The organism is Sporosarcina gallistercoris (assembly GCF_014836415.1).
Taxonomy (GTDB): domain Bacteria; phylum Bacillota; class Bacilli; order Bacillales_A; family Planococcaceae; genus Sporosarcina; species Sporosarcina gallistercoris.
The window spans coordinates 95,712-110,547 of the sequence record NZ_JACSQY010000001.1 but is presented as its reverse complement, the minus strand read 5'-3'; the positions used below and the strand labels follow the sequence as shown (position 1 = coordinate 110,547).

Genomic DNA, 14,836 nt, shown 5'->3' with positions numbered 1-14,836 from the left:
GGGACCGGATGGAATGGGTTGCATGGATTGTAGCGATTATGTTTTTTGTTGTTGCTTTTATAGGGCTGATCTATCCGGTAATCCCTTCAGTCCTTTTTATAAACGGAGGCTTTTTGCTTTATGGTCTAATCGATACATTCAGTTCGATGGGATGGCTGTTTTGGATCATCCAGCTTCTTTTCACCATTTTACTGTTCGGAGCCGATACCCTGGCGAATCTTTTCGGCATTAAACGGTTCGGAGGCTCGAATGCAGGAGGGTGGGGAAGTACTATCGGTCTGATTTTCGGCCCTTTTGTCATTCCTGTCGCAGGTATTTTGATCGGGCCTTTCCTCGGCGCTGTCATAGCTGAGCTGCTCGTTACGCGCGCCGGGTTTAAACAAGCCCTGCGTTCTGGTGTAGGTTCGTTGATAGGCTTTCTCACCTCAGTGGTTGTCAAAGCTGTCGTAATGATCATCATGATTGGCATTTTCATCTTCTTTGTCACCTAAAAGACAAGATAATTGAATGCTTATAGGAAGTTTGATACCCTTTAAGAGTAGGAAAGAATTCAATCATTCAAGGAGGAATTGGAAATGGCTTATAAATTACCTGAATTGCCTTATGCATATGATGCACTAGAACCGCACATCGACAAAGAAACGATGGAGATCCACCATACAAAGCATCATAATACGTACGTGACTAATGTGAATAATGCGTTGGAAGGACATGCTGATCTCGCTGCGAAATCTGTAGAAGAACTGATTTCGGATTTAAATGCAGTTCCTGAAAATATCCGTACTGCAGTTCGCAATAATGGTGGAGGCCATGCGAACCATTCCCTATTCTGGACACTTCTTTCGCCTAATGGTGGCGGAGCTCCAACTGGTACTCTAGCTGAAGCGATTGACAAGAAGTTCGGAAGCTTGGACAATTTCAAAGAAGAGTTTGCGAATGCTGCAAAAACTCGCTTTGGTTCTGGATGGGCTTGGCTCGTTCTTGATAACGGCGAACTTTCAGTCATGTCTACACCGAACCAGGACAGCCCATTGATGGAAGGCAAGACTCCACTTCTTGGACTAGACGTTTGGGAGCATGCGTATTACTTGAATTACCAGAACCGTCGTCCTGATTACATTTCCGCATTCTGGAATGTAGTGAACTGGGATGAAGTACAAAAGCATTACACAGAAAATAAGTAAGTGATTGATGCAACCAAGCACACATCTTGTTCGTCAAGATGTGTGCTTTTTATTTTTTTAATGCTATAATTCATTTGATATGCACCTAATGAAAGAGGGGGAAGACGTGAGGAAAAACCAGCGTAAAGTCGATCAAGCAAAAGTACGCCAACGCAAATTGACTTCCTTCAGAATGAACTTTTTATTCTTTTCTATATTCGTATTGTTTTCGATGCTAATTTTCCGATTAGGTTATTTGCAAATTGTTAAAGGGGAAGAATATAAACGTGAGTTAGAACGTACTGAAGAAATCGCAGTGAACACAAGTGTACCAAGAGGTAGGATTTTTGACCGCAGTGGGCATCTTCTTGTAGATAACGAACCGCGAAATGCCATTACATACACGAAAACGACTTCTACAACTTCCGAAGAAATGCTGAAAACAGCTAAAAAGCTTGCGAAGTTAATAGAGAAACCGACGACACGTATCACGCTAGGCGACAAAAAAGATTTTTGGATTCTACTGCATCCTGAAGAGGCACTGGAGAAAGTGACGAAGAAGGAATTGCTGGCGCTTCAGAACGACGAATCCCTGACAAAAAAAGAAGTGCAACAGCGAATCACAAAATTGACGCGTGACCGGATAACAGACGAAGAGCTGGACTCATTTACAGAGAGTGAGCTCGAAGTTCTCGCAATCTATCGGGAAATGATGTCTGGATATGCATACACACCTCAAATTGTTAAAAGTGAAGATGTAACCGATAGTGAATTTGCTACGGTGTCAGAACAGTTGTCGTCACTCCCTGGTGTCAATACGACAACGGACTGGGAACGCGTCAAGATGTCAGACAGCGCGATACTGGGAACGACAACTAGTCCGCTTGAAGGAATACCTAAATCGGATCTCGATTACTTCTTAGCACGTGGTTATTCACGCAATGACCGTGTAGGAAAGAGTTATATTGAGCAATATTATGAGGATTTACTAAAGGGCCAGAAGACGGTCGTGAAAAATATTAAGGATAGAACGGGCAAAGTCGTAGAAACCAAAACGGTACGGGAGGGTGAACCTGGAAAAGATCTGATGTTGACATTGGATACGGAACTGCAATCACACTTGGAGAAAATCGTGGAAGACAATTTGTTGAAAGCGAAGCGTATGGATGGATCCCAGTTTTTGGATCGTGCATTTCTAGTAATGATGGACCCTAATACAGGCGAAGTCCTTTCCATGGTCGGCAAGCGGATTGTCAAAGACAAAGACACAGGCAAACTAACGGTCCAAGACTATACATTCGGCGCATTCAGCACGTCATACGAAGTTGGATCGACGGTTAAATTAGCAACGATGCTGACGGGTTATAAGTATAATGCAATTCGATTAGGTGAAACAAAAATAGACGAACCTATCTTTGTTGGTAAGCAACGCAAAGCTTCACTCTTCAACCAAAATTCACGAGTTGCCATTAATGACGTGGAAGCATTAGGTCGTTCGTCTAACGTATATATGTTCAAGATTGCGATGAGCATTGCCAACTACAATTATGTCAAGGGAGGAAACCTGAAAATCGACTTTGACGCGTTTACGAAAATGAGGGATGGATATGCTTCATTCGGACTTGGTACTAAAACAGGCATTGACTTGCCGGGAGAAGTGTCAGGATCTTCACCGGAGCCGAACCGTAAAGAACCGGGTAAATTACTCGATTTAGCAATTGGACAGTACGACACGTATACGCCGTTGCAACTTGCTCAATATGTATCTGCTGTGGCAAATGGCGGGTATAGAATCGCACCTCATGTCTTGAAGGCTGTGTATGAACCATCCCCGGATGGAAAGGAATTTGGAGCTCTTCTGGAACAAAAAGATCCATTGGTGCTTAATCGTATCGACAATACGGAAGAGGAAATCGAGAGGGTCAAAAAAGGAATGTATTATACGTACTATCAACCGAAGGGAACAGCTTATAACTTGTTCAAAGGTGAAGAGTTCGATGCGGCCGGTAAAACTGGTACGGCTCAAGCTGGTTATTACGAAGGGGACGATCGATCTCTTTGGGGAACTCAAACAGTTTCCGTCACCCATGTAGGCTTTGCGCCTTATGAGAATCCGGAGATTGCCTATTCAGTCATTGTGCCGCACGTGTCAACATATAATAATCCACCCCACCCGAACAACGACATTGCCCAAGCGGCAGTGAAAGAATACTTTGCGCTGAAGAAAAAACGGGCTGAGGCTGAAATCTTCTCTACTGAAACACCGACTATTCAGCCGCCTGTAGATGAAAAAGCTGGCGCTAAAAAAGAGAATTGAGAACAAAAAAAGACAAGCTCAAGGTATCCGAGCTTGTCTTTTTTGTTATTGCTTTACGGTTGTCAGCTCTTTGGCGAGAGCTGCGAAATCCATGGAAGAGTCTACTTCATGCTTCCCGATCTGTATTTTACCGGAAAGATTGTTCTTTGTTAGATAACCTTCAAATTCTTTGGCGCTTTGAATGATTCCTGATTTTTCTAGGGAATCGGATGCATCTTTAGAAGTGTCGCCAGAAGAGAGGATAAGGATCATTTTAATAACCTTTTCTGATTTATCCGGGTCTTTAGGAGTTTCTTCAGCAACTTGAGAGGGTTGCTGTGCATCCGCTAACACTTCTTTTACCTCCGCTAATTGCTGCTTAAGCTCTGAGATTTGAGCGTCTTTAGAAGCATTGCCTGCGTTCTCATTTGATGAGGGTTCATTAGCGAAATGTAACACAGCGCCTGCTGTTAAGAATGCAACACCGATTAGTTGGAGCAGTTGACGAATCATATGTGTACACCTTTCGAGCGCAGCACAGAACGTACCTGATCTGTCGGAAGGGAAGAGCGAGTGGAAATTTCCTCAACTGAATATCCTTGTCCGTGAAGCGCAGTAATCTGACTTACAATAATCGAATGTACCGGTTTGGCTGTCTCTGTTGCTCGAATGGACTGATTCATTGGCGCAGGCTCCAACATCAATTCCTCTTCAAGTGCTTTTAAACGTTGTTTCAAATGACTAGTTTCTTGATGTAAGCTGATTGAAACTTGTTCAATCTCATTAGCATTGGTTTGTTTAGATCCGACAAAGATAGAAACGATCAATGCAGCAATCCCTATAATCATAAGGGTAATAGGCAGTGACACAATTGCCCCCTCCTTGGTTAGTAAGTTTATTTAATCGTACCATATCAAAAACGAATTAGGGAATTTAGATTTCCCGCTAGACAATCATTGGATTTATGATACAATAGAACAGTCGTATAAATCATGCTCATAAATACTCTACTATCGCTGATGAGTGGGAGGGACAACAATGCGCGTAAATATTACACTTGCTTGCACAGATTGTGGTGAGCGTAACTATATCACAAAGAAAAACAAGCGTAACAATCCAGAACGTCTTGAAATGAAAAAATATTGCTCACGTGAAATGAAGCAAACGCTTCACCGTGAAACGAAATAATTGCTCATGCCAAAACCTTTGTGGTTTTGGTTTTTTCTTTCAAAAAGAAGGGAAGAAAGTAAATGAGGAAAGATTTGTTGAGAAAAGATCATTTAATGAAATTAAAAAAAATGTCTACGAATGAATATATAGAGAAGTCGGATCGTATCCATAAGCGGTTACTTGGAACTGCAGAGTTCAAAGAAGCAGAAACCTTGGCGATTACAGTCGCGCGTTCGACAGAAGTTGAAACAAGAAAGATTATTGAAGCTTGCTGGGCGGCAGGAAAAAACGTTGTCGTCCCGAAATGTAATACGAAAGATAAAACCATGGTATTTAGAAAGATCACTTCGTACGAACAATTGGAGACCGTTTACTTGGATCTACAAGAACCGGATCCCTTGACTACAGAGCCTGTTTGGAAAAAAGATATAGATTTAGTCATCGTCCCGGGTGTTGTATTCACTATGGATGGATATCGCATAGGTTATGGAGGCGGCTATTACGATCGTTATCTTGAGGATTTTTCCGGAACGACACTATCTCTTGCTTTTGAACTGCAGCTTGCCGACGAAGTACCGATTGAAAACCATGATTTACCTGTCGGAAAAATAATTACAGAAGAGCGTGAATATCAATGCAACAATCAGGATTAACTGAATTTTGGGATGTCATAAGACTGATGAAGCGTTTTGGAGCATATATCTATACGGGTGACAGAAGAGCGGATTTACTGCTCATGCAGTCCGAACTGAAGGATTTATATGATGATAGGCTTATTATGAAAGAAGATTATATCAGTGCATCATTACTCATACGGAATGAGCTTTCGAAGTGTGTGTAAACTGCTGGAAGTCGGTCGATTATTCCGATGAAATCAGGTAAAAGTGAAACTTATGTAAGTCCTGATACGTTATAATAAGTTAGATGCCTGTTTACGATTTAGAAAGGAAGAGATGATATGACCAGATTTAACTGGCCGAAACACTCGATACTATTGATTGCAGTACTTGCAACCTGGCTAACGACCTACTTCGGCTATTTGACAAGCTTCAATATGAGTATCGACAATATGATTCAACAACTGATCCTCTTCATAAACCCCCTCAGTTTCTTATTATTAGTTTATGGAGTGGCGCTATTTATCAAAACAACGAAGCGCCGTAATGCCTACCTGATTACTGTGAGCGTGTTGACATCTATTGTAATGTTTGCGAATGCGGTTTTCTATCGTTTCTTCAGTGACTTCATCACAATTCCGACTCTCTTCCAAACTAATAACTTTGGAGACTTATCTTCATCTGTGATGGCAAACATTCACGGAACTGATATTTTCTTCTTCACTGATGTAATTATTGTGGTTCTTGCTGTGAAATTCATTCCTCAGTCAACTGAGACGGTACGTCAATTTAAAATGGGTCGTCGAATTTACTTCATCGCAACTGCGGCCTTGTTCATGGTGAACTTAGGTCTTGCTGAAGCGGAACGCCCACAATTATTGACACGAAGCTTTGACCGTGAATTACTTGTGAAAAACATTGGCACTTATAACTATCACATTTATGATTTGATCATTCAGTCGAAGTCCCATGCCCAGCGAGTACTTGCTGATGGAAGTGAGCTTTCGGAAGTAGAGAACTATGTACATGCGAATCATAAAGAACCGAGTATAGATATGTTTGAAGATGCCAAAGGTCGTAACATAATTACGATTTCGCTTGAATCCCTTCAAAGTTTTGTTATTAATCAGGAAATGGATGGTCATGTCATTACACCATTCCTGAACGAGTTGACAAAAGACAAGGATACATTCTACTTCGATAATTTCTATCATCAGACGGGGCTTGGAAAAACGTCCGATGCTGAGTTCATCGTAGAAAACTCGATCTATCCTCGGAATGGCAGTGCTGTGTTCTTTACACATAGTGGAAACACGTTCGATTCGATGTCAGAGAAACTTGCTGATAATGGTTATTTCACTAACGTCATGCATGCGAATAATCGAAGCTTCTGGAACCGGGACATTATGTACAAAGCGCTCGGTATTGAAAAGTTCTATGATGTGGAGAGCTATTCCATTGGAGAAGGTCAGGCTGTAAACTGGGGAATGAAAGATATCCCATATTTTGAACAGTCTGTACAGATGATGAAAGAGATGCCTCAACCATTCTCTTCACGTCTGTTGACATTGACAAACCACCACCCATTCGATTTGGATGATGAGGATATGCTGATTCCTGCATATACTTCAAATTCGAAAACATTGAATAAGTATTTCCAGACATCTCGTTACTTGGATGAATCGATCAAAGTATTTTTCGAAGAATTGAAAAAGAATGGTCTCTATGATAATTCCATTATTGTGATGTATGGGGATCACTATGGTATTTCAGAAAATCACAATAAAGCAATGAGCATGTATTTAAACAAAGAGCTTACTCCTTTTGATAATACTGAGCTTCAAAAAGTTCCGTTCTTCATTCACATTCCTGGTAACGGGAAAGGGAAAGTGATGCATGAACTTGGAGGTCAAATGGATATCCGACCAACGGTATTGAACTTAGCAGGAATCGATACGAAAGAAGATATGCAGTTCGGTTCTGATTTGTTTTCGAAGGAACATGAAGATTTTGTCATCTTTAGAGACGGCAGATTCGTAACTGATAAATATGTCTACGCACATGAAGTCTGTTATGATGCTGAAACTGGAGAACCGACTGATGGAGAGCTTTGTGCGCCTTATATAGAACGGGCTAATAAGGAACTTGAGTACTCCGATACGATTATCAATGGAGACTTATTGCGATTTAAAGATGGACAAAGCGATCATCAAGAAGCGGATACAGAAATCAAAGGTAAACAATAAAGGAAAACCCGATCGTGTCTGAGCACGATCGGGTTTTTCTTACTTTTACCGAAAGAAAAAACGTCTTTTGCACTTAGGCAAAAGACGTTTTTTTGATATTAATGCAGTGAAGGTGGATAGCCTTGGAAAACAATTGTTGCAATTGTAAAGCCACCAAAAATTACGGCTGCCAATAGGTTGAAGACGATACTGAGCAAGTTACGCTCTTTGAATCCTTGCACGGTTCCAACTACAGCTAAAATTGCAATAAGACCAAAAATAACCATTAAAAGATTCATAAATGATGACACTCCTTTCAAAAAAGAACAGATGAATGCCTAGTTAGCAATACTCACCTTCTATTGTACTGTTTCAATGACGGTTTGTCGAGCAGTAAACGTGACGATTGTTTGAAATCTTTTCGAAGATTCCGTACTATAAAGAGGAGGAGGCGATTCCTATGAAAATTAAAACATTGCCGCTAGGACCTATACAAGCAAATTGTTATTTAATAAGCGATAACAACCGTAATTGCCTGATAGTCGATCCAGGAGAACAGCCTGAAAAAATTGAAGAAGTAATCGAATCAGCGGATCTGAAGCCGCTAGCGATCTTGTTGACCCATGCGCACTTTGACCATATTGGTGCGCTTGAGCCGATTCGTAAGCAATATGGCATTCCAGTCTACATACACAAAGACGAGAATCTTTGGTTACGCAACCCGGAGTTGAATGGATCTGCGAAATACCCAATGTTAACGCCAGTCGTATGCGGACTTGCTGATCACGTCATTGAACGTGATGGTGTGATGCGGCTCGGCCCCTTTGAATTTGAAGTCCGTCACACGCCAGGTCATTCTCCAGGAAGCGTAAGCTACGTCTTTCATGAGAATCGCTTCGTTGTTGTCGGAGACACGTTATTCCGTCAAGGCATTGGACGTACAGACCTGCCAGGAGGGAATACGCATCAGCTGCTGACAGTGATTGAACAACAGCTGCTGTCTTTGGACGATGACTACAAAGTCTATCCAGGTCACGGACCAAAAACAACTCCTAAAGATGAGATGGATTCGAATCCGTTTCTAAATGGATTTTAAAAAAACAGCCGAAATTCGGCTGTTTTACTTTTAGTGTCCTGCTCCTGGTACGTGAATGAATGTAGCATAGTACGTGAATCCGACTGTAAATATCATTAAGTACGCGCCGAACATATACAAGTACATTCTTTCAGTAAGTTTCATGTAGCCGAGCAACATGAAGAAAATAGTACTAGCAACAAATAGAAGTGCGACTTGGTCCATGTGACCAACAAAAAACATAACTGCGAAAATCCCTGTCCAGAAACCACACAGCTTGAACATATTATCCATAAGTGCGTCCCTCCTTACAACAATACAATAAACTCCTCTCTATTATATAGGATAGTGATGACAAAAGTAAACTCAAAGTAAAGGACTCGTTGTGACAGATCAGTGATGATTAAGGAATTTACAAAAATCCGAATTCGAATTCACATACGGCTACAGGTATCCAAAATGCTATTTTCCAGCAAAGCATTCCCTTTTGTTGAAGGTGGCATTATACTATGGGCAAGACATAAAGCGGTCTTATGTTTCTAGAGAGAGGGGTGTGCATTGGAAACTCAAGAAAACGTAATTGAACAGAAATGTTTTCAACTATTGCAGAAAGCCATTGACGTGGATGCCACAGACGTTCATCTTGTCCCTGCAGAAGAGGGCTATGCCCTGTTTCACAAAAAAAGTACAAAGCTGGAACGGATCGGTAAACTTCCCCCACAGTTGGCGACCCGAATGATTTCTTTCTTTAAATTCTTATCTTCCCTCGATATCAGTGACCGCCGAAAACCTCAAAGCGGTTCTTTCCACAAAGAATTCAACAATAAGAATTACTCATTTCGAATTTCAACCATTCCATCCATACATCTGCATGAGAGTGCAGTCATCCGTATTCAACAACATGATCGAGTTGTTCCGCTGGATCAGTTATGCCTGGAACCTTCCTGGGCGGACATGCTTAAACACGCTATTACTCAGCGTCAAGGGCTTTTTATGATCACTGGCCCCACTGGCTCCGGAAAAACCACGACGATCTATTCATTAACGGCACACTGCGTCAATGAGTTAGATCGTCATGTAATTACGTTAGAGGACCCAGTTGAAAACCCACACAATCATCTATTGCAAATACAAGTGAATGAACGCGCTGGAATGTCGTATGCGGCAGGACTCAAAGCGATTCTGCGGCATTCCCCTGATGTTATCATGATCGGTGAAATCCGGGATGCGGAAACAGCGAAAATCGCTGTACAGGCATCATTGACTGGACATTTAGTGTTAACTACCGTCCATGCAAAAGACCCTCTAGGATGCTTATATAGAATGATGGATTTCGGTATATCTACAGAGGAACTCCGTCAAACGGCTGTTTGTATTTCCGCCCAGCGGCTCATTCGTAAATCGGATGGGGAACTGGCTGCTGTTTTTGAAATCTATCAGGATGAAGAATTGGAACGTCTTAAAACTTCGCTTAGCAATAATGAACCTATCTCCCTAAGTGAAGAAGGGAGAGTGGAGACACTTGCGAGAAAATACAGCAGCTCCAGTTACTCTCCGTAAACGTTTGTATTCAACTAAGAAGGATCGGTTATTCGTCTTGACTGACAAACCGATGTTTTTAATGCGAGCATCTGAATTACTGAAGGAAGGTTATACGATCCATGAATGTTTTTCGTTATTACTCCCACATCACAGTGCAAATAGTTTGAGTTTAATAACGAAAGTGGAAGATATTTTCAGGGAGGGAGCAAACGTTTCTGAAGTATTGAGAGCTTTAGGTTTTCCGGATCGGATTTTACTGTCCATCGAGTTATCTGAGAATGATGGAAGGTTAGCTGAAGCATTGAATGGTGCTTCCATTCGTCTGAAAGCTGCAGAAGAACGAAAGCAGAAATTCATCCAAGCTGCGACTTATCCAGTCGTCCTCATGTTTGCTATGGGTTTGTTGCTCATCGCCTTTAAAATCTATTTTTTACCGAATTTCGAAACGCTGGCTACTTCTCGTTCCACGACGACCCAAGGGGTTGAAAAGTATTTGCCGCGTATCGTAGCAAAAGCCCCGGATTTTCTTTTAGCAGTTTTTGGAGCAGGAGGATTATTATTCGTAATTGGGAAATTCTGTTTGAGGCGATTACACCCAGAAGCGAAAATAAAGAAACTATTGAAGATACCGATTGTTGGCGATATGTATAGCAATGTTTGGACCCGCCTTTTTGCTTCAGAGACTGGGAATTTACTTGGAGCGGGAAATTCAATACAAGAAGCTATGCTCATTTTGATGAAACAAAAAACGGATCCTATTTTAGCTCAAGTCGCGCTTTCGATTCATGAGGAAGCGAGTAAAGGAGAACCTTTTCATATAGCGATCGATTTCACAGACGGACTGACGAGAGATTTGTCCTTCTTTGCTAAACATGGTTCAGACAGTGGTCATTTAGCTAAGGAGCTGCTGCTTTATAGTGAACAGCTAGGAAATGAAATCGATCGAAAAGTGAACAGGATGATGGCCATGTTGCAACCCATTTTATTCGTCATTCTTGCGGTCTGTATAATTGCAGCTTATTTAGCGCTTTTACTGCCGGTCTACGGAATGATAAAAAACATGTAAAAGGAGCAGAAACCATGAAATTTATACGCAATGAGAAAGCGTTCACTTTGATAGAAATGATGATTGTGCTGTTAATCATATCTGTGCTTATTTTAGTGGCGATACCGAATGTGACCAAACACTCGAAGTCCATAGATGCAAAGGGATGCGATGCCTATTTAAAAATGGTTGAGGGACAAGTTCAAGCATACAAGATGGATACGAAAGGGATTCCAACTAGTTTGGCAGACTTAACTGCGAAAGGGTATTTACCTGCGGAAGCGAAGTGTCCTGATGGAACCGAACTGACAATCAATGCAGAAGGAAAGGTGATTAATCCGAAATTAGCTGCAGGAAGTGAATGAACGGTATGAGTGAAAGAGGAATGACTTTCCTGGAACTGCTTTTAGTGCTTACGATAATGGGAGTACTCACCGCTATAGTCGTGCCGGTAAGCAGCGGCTGGACTGCTGTACAAACGGAACGGGACGGATTCGAAGCATTCAAAGCGACGATTCAACAGATGCAAGCCTATTCCATTGCCCACCAAACCACGACGTGGCTAAGTTTCACGAATGATGGAAAGACGTATGCTGTGACGTATTCGGATGTTTTCGAAAAAAGCAAGACCGATTTCCCTCCGACGATAAAATTCGACAATACGAGTACATTGAAAACTATCAGTTTTATGGAAAATGGAAACATGTATAAAACGGGAACTATGAATTTTGAAACTTCAAGCGGACCGAAAAAGATTAGGTTCCAATTCCAGAGGGGGAGAATGCTGATCTATGAATGAATCTGGTTACTCCTGGCCTGAAGCGATTTTAACGTTAACGATCATGATGGTCATATTTAGTACATTATTACCAATATCATTTCGGATGCTATCGGGATTAGAAAATAAGAAACATGAGATGAGAGCAAAAGAAACCATGTATCAAGGAGCGTTGCTATATACGACTTATGGGATAAGTGGAGGAGTGCGAACGGAAGAAGGAACACAGTATTCGTGGTCTGCGGAAAATGGTCAGCTGTGTGTTACGTATCCATCGTCTGGCAAGACAGAAACGATTTGTATTCCATGAACTCAGTGCGTCAAGAGTCGGGCTATACTTTGCTTGAAAGTTTGTTGCAATTAGTCATCGCGGCCGCGTTCCTGCATCTCCTAGTCCTATTTCTGCTCTTTAAAGAGTCAGCACATCATCAATTGGCAGATAGTCAAAGTGCTGAATGGGAATTGTTCATGGTCGATTTGCAAGCTGATCTCTCAGCAGTGACCAGAATCGGCGTCAATGCTGACGGAACGGTTTTGACCGCTTACAAGGTGAATGCATTACAGGACATCGAATTCAGCAGCGTCGGTGGAGTCATACGGAGGAGGATCGGCAGTCAAGGGCATGTTCCATTGCTCACAAACGTGCAAAAAGTGAAATTCATCGATGAAGGTCCATTACTAGTAGTCGCTGTAACGCATCAAGATGGTACTGAACGTCAAAGGAGGGTTGCTGTTGGACTGCGTGAAAGATGAACGTGGAGTAGCTCTTGTAATGGCGCTTGCACTATTATTTTTCGTCTCCCTCTTTCTTTTTACATTCGTTTCGTGGCATAGTAGTTTATATGGAAGTTATGATTCGCTGGGAACGATTTACGAGAAGGCAGCGATAACTATTATGCAGAGCGGATGATTTTTATGAACAAAGTATACCTAGTTGGCTTCATGGGATGTGGGAAAAGTGCAATCGGCAAAAGGCTGAGTTTTTATACCAAACTCCCTTTTTATGACATGGATCATGAAATCGTACAGAAAACGGGTATGACAATCCCGCAAATATTTGAAACCTACGGAGAAGAACGATTCCGTGATATGGAGACTGAATTTCTTCAGACGTTTCGAGACGAAATGTGTATCATTGCAACGGGGGGCGGAGTTGCCATGCGTAAGGAGAATCGCAAGCTTATGCGTGAAAGTGGACTCGTCTTTTTCCTGGATGCCCCTTTTCGTGACATATGGCGCCGGATAGCGACCGATAAGAACCGACCGATTGTTCAGCGGTCGACTCGTTCTGAAGTGGAGAAACTTTATCAAAAACGGTACAATGCGTACAAAGAATCTGCGCATTTTGTTGTTCTGACACGGCAACGGTCGCTCAGTAAAGTCACAGAGTATATTGCGTTTCAAATGGAACGCTTGTCCGGTAAGCCGGATTTCCAGCCTGGCCCTCGATCCATGCCAAGAAGCACTCAAAAGTAATTGCACTTAATTCGACAAACTGGTAAGATAGATTCGATAGATATTAGTTTTCCGAATCTTAAACTATTTTGAAGCGAATTGAATAATGCGGATGAATGCATGAGGAGAGAGCGCACAAAGCGCCGCCGAAGGAGCAAGTGATCACGTCATGAATCTCTCAGGCAAAAAGACTCTTGTTGGACGCATCTCTGAACAGTGTTGGCCAATGCCAACCTCTGAAACTAGCTACCGCAATGCGGAGCGTTCAGTAGAATGGACAGAGGCTCTCTTTTAATAAAAAGGGGGTCTCTTTCTTTTTTTTAGATGAATGGGGGAGATTATGTTGTCAGTATCTTTGAAACGAACACCACTTTTTGAAAGCTACGTGCCTTATAACGGAAAAACCATCGATTTCGGCGGTTGGGAACTACCCGTTCAATTCTCAAGCATTAAAGCGGAACATGAAGCTGTCCGAACAGCTGCAGGACTGTTCGATGTATCCCACATGGGAGAAGTCGTTGTCAGCGGAGAAGGTGCACTTTCTTTCTTGCAAAAACTCGTGACGAATGACGTTTCGAAATTGGTCGACGGGCAAGCTCAGTATACCGCTATGTGCTACGAAGACGGAGGCACAATCGATGATTTGTTAATCTATAAACGGAGCGACACAGACTTTCTCTTAGTCGTGAACGCATCCAATATCGAAAAAGATGTCAGCTGGATGAAACAGCAAGCTGGCGATGATGTTGAAATTGACAATCAGTCCGATAGCTGGGCATTACTAGCGTTACAAGGTCCGAAAGCAGAAATGATTTTACAGCGCTTGACAGATGAACCACTTGCAGAAATCAGATTCTTCCGTTTTAAAGAAAATGTGAAGGTGGCTGGAGAGAACACGCTTCTATCCCGAACAGGCTATACTGGAGAAAATGGATTTGAAATATACTGTACACCGGAAGCGGCTGTGAGACTATGGGATGCGATTTTAAGCGAGGGAAAAGAAGATGGCCTGTTGCCTTCAGGTTTAGGAGCGCGTGACACGCTGCGCTTTGAAGCAGGACTGCCGCTGTATGGGCAGGAATTGTCGAAAGACATCTCCCCGCTTGAAGCAGGACTTGGTTTTGTAGTGAAATTGAAAAAAGAAGAGGACTTCCTTGGCAAATCCGCGTTGGCTGCTCAAAAAAATGACGGAGTTCCCCGTAAATTGGTCGGAATTGAGATGATCGATAAAGGGATTCCACGGACAGGCTACCCGGTTTACCATAACGGCGAGTTGGTTGGTGAAGTAACTACAGGGACCCAATCTCCTACACTGAAAAAGAATATTGGCTTTGCGTTAGTGAAACAGGATATTTCTGAAGTTGGGACTGAACTTCAAGTGGAAGTTCGCAACAAAAGACTGAAAGCCGGAATTATTGAAACGCCATTCTATAAACGCTCATGAAGTGAAGCGGATACAATTTCCGTACA

General features: G+C 42.2%; 21 protein-coding genes and 1 riboswitch. Of the genes, 17 read left to right on the top strand and 4 right to left on the bottom strand.

Annotation, left to right across the window (positions count from 1 at the left end; all coding sequences use genetic code 11):
* Window positions 1–8 precede the first annotated feature (8 nt).
* The 3 genes from H9659_RS00605 (at window position 9) to H9659_RS00595 (ending at window position 3,480) form a co-directional block, all read left to right on the top strand.
* Entirely contained in the window at window positions 9–491 is a 483-nt protein-coding gene (locus H9659_RS00605) for a DUF456 domain-containing protein (RefSeq protein ID WP_191687991.1), read from the top strand.
* A gap of 84 nt (window positions 492–575) precedes the next feature.
* Window positions 576–1,184 carry a superoxide dismutase SodA gene (gene sodA / locus H9659_RS00600; protein WP_191687990.1) on the top strand — a complete coding sequence of 203 codons (609 nt, stop codon included), beginning with the start codon at window positions 576–578 and terminating at the stop codon, window positions 1,182–1,184.
* A gap of 106 nt (window positions 1,185–1,290) precedes the next feature.
* Window positions 1,291–3,480, top strand: coding sequence for a peptidoglycan D,D-transpeptidase FtsI family protein (locus tag H9659_RS00595; protein WP_318240666.1), 2,190 nt, complete (start codon window positions 1,291–1,293; stop codon window positions 3,478–3,480).
* Window positions 3,481–3,525: 45 nt separating this feature from the next.
* Here the strand turns inward: H9659_RS00595 and H9659_RS00590 are convergent, their stop codons facing one another.
* Both H9659_RS00590 and H9659_RS00585 read right to left on the bottom strand, forming a co-directional pair.
* Window positions 3,526–3,972 (bottom strand): MltG/YceG/YrrL family protein, encoded by a 447-nt coding sequence (locus H9659_RS00590; protein WP_191687988.1) that lies wholly within the window; start codon window positions 3,970–3,972, stop codon window positions 3,526–3,528.
* Window positions 3,969–4,328 carry a hypothetical protein gene (locus H9659_RS00585; RefSeq protein WP_191687987.1) on the bottom strand — a complete coding sequence of 120 codons (360 nt, stop codon included), beginning with the start codon at window positions 4,326–4,328 and terminating at the stop codon, window positions 3,969–3,971. The genes H9659_RS00590 and H9659_RS00585 overlap by 4 nt, the downstream gene beginning before the upstream one ends.
* A 169-nt stretch (window positions 4,329–4,497) precedes the next feature.
* On the opposite strand from H9659_RS00585, the gene rpmG reads away from it, so the two are divergent.
* The 4 genes from rpmG (at window position 4,498) to H9659_RS00565 (ending at window position 7,492) form a co-directional block, all read left to right on the top strand.
* Window positions 4,498–4,647 carry a 50S ribosomal protein L33 gene (gene rpmG / locus H9659_RS00580; RefSeq protein WP_191687986.1) on the top strand — a complete coding sequence of 50 codons (150 nt, stop codon included), beginning with the start codon at window positions 4,498–4,500 and terminating at the stop codon, window positions 4,645–4,647.
* A gap of 62 nt (window positions 4,648–4,709) precedes the next feature.
* Window positions 4,710–5,282 carry a 5-formyltetrahydrofolate cyclo-ligase gene (locus H9659_RS00575; protein ID WP_191687985.1) on the top strand — a complete coding sequence of 191 codons (573 nt, stop codon included), beginning with the start codon at window positions 4,710–4,712 and terminating at the stop codon, window positions 5,280–5,282.
* On the top strand, window positions 5,264–5,470 hold the full coding sequence (locus H9659_RS00570) for a YqgQ family protein (RefSeq protein ID WP_191687984.1): 207 nt from the start codon (window positions 5,264–5,266) through the stop codon (window positions 5,468–5,470). The genes H9659_RS00575 and H9659_RS00570 overlap by 19 nt, the downstream gene beginning before the upstream one ends.
* Window positions 5,471–5,587: 117 nt before the next feature.
* Window positions 5,588–7,492, top strand: a complete 1,905-nt coding sequence (locus H9659_RS00565) for an LTA synthase family protein (protein WP_191687983.1) — start codon at window positions 5,588–5,590, stop codon at window positions 7,490–7,492.
* 98 nt (window positions 7,493–7,590) lie between these two features.
* Here H9659_RS00565 and H9659_RS00560 read toward each other — a convergent pair whose 3' ends face one another.
* Window positions 7,591–7,770 (bottom strand): DUF2759 domain-containing protein, encoded by a 180-nt coding sequence (locus H9659_RS00560; RefSeq protein ID WP_025784750.1) that lies wholly within the window; start codon window positions 7,768–7,770, stop codon window positions 7,591–7,593.
* A gap of 161 nt (window positions 7,771–7,931) precedes the next feature.
* Here H9659_RS00560 and H9659_RS00555 point away from each other — a divergent pair, with 161 nt between their 5' ends.
* Window positions 7,932–8,567 carry an MBL fold metallo-hydrolase gene (locus H9659_RS00555; protein WP_191687982.1) on the top strand — a complete coding sequence of 212 codons (636 nt, stop codon included), beginning with the start codon at window positions 7,932–7,934 and terminating at the stop codon, window positions 8,565–8,567.
* Window positions 8,568–8,597: 30 nt separating this feature from the next.
* Here the strand turns inward: H9659_RS00555 and H9659_RS00550 are convergent, their stop codons facing one another.
* Window positions 8,598–8,840: a DUF2626 domain-containing protein gene (locus H9659_RS00550; RefSeq protein ID WP_040286609.1), complete on the bottom strand. Its 243-nt coding sequence runs from the start codon at window positions 8,838–8,840 to the stop codon at window positions 8,598–8,600.
* Between the two features lie 264 nt (window positions 8,841–9,104).
* On the opposite strand from H9659_RS00550, the gene comGA reads away from it, so the two are divergent.
* The 9 genes from comGA to gcvT all read left to right on the top strand — a co-directional run bounded on the left by comGA (window position 9,105) and on the right by gcvT (window position 14,810).
* Window positions 9,105–10,106 carry a competence type IV pilus ATPase ComGA gene (comGA, locus tag H9659_RS00545; protein WP_191687981.1) on the top strand — a complete coding sequence of 334 codons (1,002 nt, stop codon included), beginning with the start codon at window positions 9,105–9,107 and terminating at the stop codon, window positions 10,104–10,106.
* Window positions 10,069–11,154 carry a competence type IV pilus assembly protein ComGB gene (comGB, locus tag H9659_RS00540; protein WP_191687980.1) on the top strand — a complete coding sequence of 362 codons (1,086 nt, stop codon included), beginning with the start codon at window positions 10,069–10,071 and terminating at the stop codon, window positions 11,152–11,154. Before comGA ends, comGB begins: the two co-directional genes overlap by 38 nt.
* 14 nt (window positions 11,155–11,168) lie before the next feature.
* The gene (gene comGC, locus H9659_RS00535) at window positions 11,169–11,498 is read left to right on the top strand and encodes a competence type IV pilus major pilin ComGC (protein ID WP_191687979.1); all 330 of its coding nucleotides are present in this window, start codon (window positions 11,169–11,171) and stop codon (window positions 11,496–11,498) included.
* Complete coding sequence (gene comGD / locus H9659_RS00530; protein ID WP_191687978.1) at window positions 11,495–11,932, top strand: competence type IV pilus minor pilin ComGD; 438 nt, start codon at window positions 11,495–11,497, stop codon at window positions 11,930–11,932. The genes comGC and comGD overlap by 4 nt, the downstream gene beginning before the upstream one ends.
* Complete coding sequence (locus tag H9659_RS00525) at window positions 11,925–12,221, top strand: hypothetical protein (protein ID WP_191687977.1); 297 nt, start codon at window positions 11,925–11,927, stop codon at window positions 12,219–12,221. The genes comGD and H9659_RS00525 overlap by 8 nt, the downstream gene beginning before the upstream one ends.
* Window positions 12,218–12,664, top strand: coding sequence for a competence type IV pilus minor pilin ComGF (gene comGF, locus H9659_RS00520; RefSeq protein WP_191687976.1), 447 nt, complete (start codon window positions 12,218–12,220; stop codon window positions 12,662–12,664). Before H9659_RS00525 ends, comGF begins: the two co-directional genes overlap by 4 nt.
* On the top strand, window positions 12,645–12,821 hold the full coding sequence (locus tag H9659_RS00515; RefSeq protein WP_191687975.1) for a hypothetical protein: 177 nt from the start codon (window positions 12,645–12,647) through the stop codon (window positions 12,819–12,821). The genes comGF and H9659_RS00515 overlap by 20 nt, the downstream gene beginning before the upstream one ends.
* 5 nt (window positions 12,822–12,826) lie before the next feature.
* Window positions 12,827–13,387, top strand: a complete 561-nt coding sequence (locus H9659_RS00510) for a shikimate kinase (protein ID WP_191687974.1) — start codon at window positions 12,827–12,829, stop codon at window positions 13,385–13,387.
* 91 nt (window positions 13,388–13,478) lie between these two features.
* Window positions 13,479–13,570: riboswitch (glycine riboswitch) on the top strand.
* 136 nt (window positions 13,571–13,706) lie between these two features.
* Window positions 13,707–14,810, top strand: a complete 1,104-nt coding sequence (gene gcvT, locus H9659_RS00505; RefSeq protein WP_191687973.1) for a glycine cleavage system aminomethyltransferase GcvT — start codon at window positions 13,707–13,709, stop codon at window positions 14,808–14,810.
* The last annotated feature ends 26 nt before the right edge of the window (window positions 14,811–14,836 follow it).

Excerpts from the sequence above, each read along its gene's own strand:
- sodA (WP_191687990.1), top strand. The coding sequence starts at position 576 with ATGGCTTATAAATTACCTGAATTGCCTTATGCATATGATGCACTAGAA.
- gcvT (WP_191687973.1), top strand. The coding sequence starts at position 13,707 with ATGTTGTCAGTATCTTTGAAACGAACACCACTTTTTGAAAGCTACGTG.
- H9659_RS00565 (WP_191687983.1), top strand. The coding sequence starts at position 5,588 with ATGACCAGATTTAACTGGCCGAAACACTCGATACTATTGATTGCAGTA.
- H9659_RS00590 (WP_191687988.1), bottom strand. The coding sequence starts at position 3,972 with ATGATTCGTCAACTGCTCCAACTAATCGGTGTTGCATTCTTAACAGCA.
- comGC (WP_191687979.1), top strand. The coding sequence starts at position 11,169 with ATGAAATTTATACGCAATGAGAAAGCGTTCACTTTGATAGAAATGATG.
- rpmG (WP_191687986.1), top strand. The coding sequence starts at position 4,498 with ATGCGCGTAAATATTACACTTGCTTGCACAGATTGTGGTGAGCGTAAC.
- H9659_RS00510 (WP_191687974.1), top strand. The coding sequence starts at position 12,827 with ATGAACAAAGTATACCTAGTTGGCTTCATGGGATGTGGGAAAAGTGCA.
- H9659_RS00575 (WP_191687985.1), top strand. The coding sequence starts at position 4,710 with ATGAGGAAAGATTTGTTGAGAAAAGATCATTTAATGAAATTAAAAAAA.
- comGD (WP_191687978.1), top strand. The coding sequence starts at position 11,495 with ATGAACGGTATGAGTGAAAGAGGAATGACTTTCCTGGAACTGCTTTTA.
- H9659_RS00605 (WP_191687991.1), top strand. The coding sequence starts at position 9 with ATGGAATGGGTTGCATGGATTGTAGCGATTATGTTTTTTGTTGTTGCT.
- H9659_RS00560 (WP_025784750.1), bottom strand. The coding sequence starts at position 7,770 with ATGAATCTTTTAATGGTTATTTTTGGTCTTATTGCAATTTTAGCTGTA.
- comGF (WP_191687976.1), top strand. The coding sequence starts at position 12,218 with ATGAACTCAGTGCGTCAAGAGTCGGGCTATACTTTGCTTGAAAGTTTG.
- H9659_RS00570 (WP_191687984.1), top strand. The coding sequence starts at position 5,264 with ATGCAACAATCAGGATTAACTGAATTTTGGGATGTCATAAGACTGATG.
- H9659_RS00550 (WP_040286609.1), bottom strand. The coding sequence starts at position 8,840 with ATGGATAATATGTTCAAGCTGTGTGGTTTCTGGACAGGGATTTTCGCA.
- H9659_RS00555 (WP_191687982.1), top strand. The coding sequence starts at position 7,932 with ATGAAAATTAAAACATTGCCGCTAGGACCTATACAAGCAAATTGTTAT.
- H9659_RS00525 (WP_191687977.1), top strand. The coding sequence starts at position 11,925 with ATGAATGAATCTGGTTACTCCTGGCCTGAAGCGATTTTAACGTTAACG.